Raw genomic sequence first — 1,783 nt, forward strand, 5'->3', positions numbered from 1 at the left:
GCTTCTAATCCAATCAAGGCAACAGATACAACGGCTCCAGTTAAACCTGTCATCATAACAGATTTAACAAGCAAAGCATGGACGACAAATTCGATTGTTGTAAATGCTGAACCTAATTCAAAGGTTGAAATCTTTGATAAAAATGGCAATAAGATTGGTGAGGCTGTGGCGAATAATCAAGGTGTGGCTGAAATTATGCCAACAACACCATTACCTGAAGGTAATATCACAGCGAAAGCAACGGATAATGCAGAAGCACCTAATACATCTGACGCTTCTGATCCAGTTAAGGCAACTGATACAACGGCTCCGGTTAAACCTGTCATCACAACTGATTTAACTGGTAAAGCTCATATGACACCAACGATTTCTATAAACGCTGAACGAGGTTCTAATGTTGAATTATTCGATAAGGATGGCAATAAAATCGGTGAGGGTGTCACAAATGATCAAGGTGTCGCTGAAATTACGCCAACTAGACCATTACCTGAAGGTAATATTACGGCGAAATCGACGGATAATGCGGAATCACCAAATACATCTGATGCTTCTGACCCAATCAAAGCGACAGATACAACGGCTCCGGTTAAACCTGTTATCACTACAGACTTAACAGGCCAAGCTCATATGACGCCAACGATTTCTGTGAATGCTGAGCCAGGTTCTAATGTTGAATTATTCGATAAAGATGGCAATAAGATTGGTAAGGGTGTCACAAATGATCAAGGTGTGGCTGAAATCACGCCAACAAAACCATTACCTGAAGGTGATATTACAGCGAAAGCAACGGATAATGCGGAATCACCAAATACATCTGATGCTTCTGATCCAGTCAAGGCAACTGATACAACAGCGCCAGTTAAACCTGTCATCACAACTGATTTAACAGGCCAAGCTCATATGACACCAATCATTTCTGTAAACGCTGAACCTAAATCTAAAGTTGAAATCTTTGATAAAGATGGAAACAAAATTGGTGAAGGGGTCGCAAATGATCAAGGTATCGCTGAAATTACGCCAACTAGACCATTACCTGAAGGTAATATCACAGCCAAAGCAACGGATAATGCCGAAACACCGAATACATCTGACACTTCTGATCCAATCAAATCAACTGATACAACAGCGCCAGTTAAACCTATCATCACTACAGACTTAACAGGCCAAGCTCATATGACGCCAACGATTTCTGTAAACGCTGAACCAGGTTCTAATGTTGAATTATTCGATAAAGACGGCAACAAAATTGGTGAAGCAATGGCCAATGATCAAGGTGTGGCTGAAATCACGCCAACAACGCCATTACCTGAAGGTAATATTACGGCCAAAGCAACAGATAATGCAGAATCACCGAATACGTCTGACGCTTCTGATCCAATCAAAGCGACAGATACAACAGCTCCAGTTAAACCAGTTATCACTACTGATTTAACAGGACAAGCTCATATGACGCCAACGATTTCTGTGAATGCTGAACCTAAATCTAAAGTTGAAATCTTTGATAAAGATGGAAACAAAATTGGTGAAGGGGTCGCAAATGATCAAGGTGTCGCTGAAATTACGCCAACTAGACCATTACCTGAAGGTAATATTACGGCCAAAGCGACGGATAATGCCGAAACGCCGAATACGTCTGACACTTCTGAACCAGTCAAATCGAAAGATACAACGCCGCCTACTAAACCTGTTATTCAAACAGATTTAAATGATAAAGGTGGTACAAAAAATCCAATTACAGTGACTACTGACCCTGGATCTAAAGTTGAAATCTTCGATAAAGATG

The 1,783-nt window shown here is 40.8% G+C and carries 1 pseudogene; it reads left to right on the top strand.

The features are described 5' to 3' along the window. Positions 1–1,783: pseudogene (locus tag B2G86_RS13290) on the top strand (YSIRK signal domain/LPXTG anchor domain surface protein); the annotation flags it as partial.

Origin of the sequence: Mammaliicoccus fleurettii (genome assembly GCF_002018435.1) — a bacterium.
Classification (GTDB): Bacteria; Bacillota; Bacilli; order Staphylococcales; family Staphylococcaceae; genus Mammaliicoccus; species Mammaliicoccus fleurettii.